General features: G+C 66.4%; 1 protein-coding gene. It reads right to left on the minus strand.

What is annotated here, in order from left to right; all coding sequences use genetic code 11:
- Nucleotides 1-156: 156 nt before the first annotated feature.
- Nucleotides 157-1,098, minus strand: a 942-nt coding sequence (locus U1872_RS22635) for a S41 family peptidase (protein WP_332795095.1), incomplete at its 5' end; no start/stop codon positions are given.

The raw sequence follows: 1,098 nt of genomic DNA on the forward strand, positions 1-1,098 counted from the left end.
GCCAGCCGCGCAGCGACCAGGAGGAATAGGCCTTGTTGCCGATGATCAGGGTCATGCTGCGTGGACTAGCGGGGCAGGTGCGCCGCCGCAACGCCGGTAATGCGTCTCAGCATGATCCGGGGGGAGCGTCACGATCGCCGCGACGCGCCCCCGCAATCAGAACGAACCGGGCACCATCCGTTGCGCGGCGCTCGGTTCCGCGGGGATCAGCAGGTCCTGACGCGTGCTCGCGGTGGTCCGTGCAGACGACGCACCGACATCGCCGGTGATCGGGGAGCAACTACGACCCGCGAGGAAATCGAGCGCGCGGCGAGTAGAGGCTTCGCGCGGGTCGCCGAGCGGGAAGCTGATGTCATCGGTCGCGCGACATGTTGCTTCGACGGTCGATGCCAAGCCGTCGAAGTAATTGCCGTTGCGCGCCGCGTTCTGCGTCGTGAAGGCGACCACGCGGAGGCGGTCGTCGCAGGCCGGCTTGTCGAGCGCGATCTGGCCGACGGGCTTGCCGTAGGTGTTGGTCCCGATCAGCGCGGAGTTGCTATGCAGATACGGCGTGAACGCGTTGATCACGAGTTCGCTCGCCGATGCCGTGCCGCCGCTGCCGATGAACGCGATCCGGGTCGGCGCGATCGATTCGGGTTGCGGGGCGAAGAACCGGGTTTCGTTGTTGGATGCCTTCTCCGTGCGGAAGGTCGTGTAGTCGAACACCTCCGACGTGGATCGCGCTCCGCCGAGCAGGTCGCCGAGATACTCCGCCGTCGCGACAAGTCCGCCGCCATTGTAGCGCAGATCGATGACGACCTTGGTCACGCCGTTCGCGCGGAAATCGGCGAAGGCAGCCTTCAACGCGGGTTCGGCCGTAGAAATGAACGTCCGCAGGTTGATATAGCCGACGCGCTGGCCGCTATCGTCGATGATCTTCGCGCCGTATCGTGTCGAGACCGGCAGCAGGTTGAAGTCCGCCTTGGCGACCGTCACGTCACGCGTACCGGCGGCGTCCGAGATCCGGAACACGCGAGACGTGCCCGCCGTGTCGGGTCCGAATGCGGTGGTCAACCCGGCCGCGCCCTCGGCACTGATGATCGCGCTCACCGTGCGCAG

The sequence above is a fragment of the Parasphingomonas frigoris genome (assembly GCF_036663815.1).
GTDB lineage: Bacteria > Pseudomonadota > Alphaproteobacteria > Sphingomonadales > Sphingomonadaceae > Sphingomonas.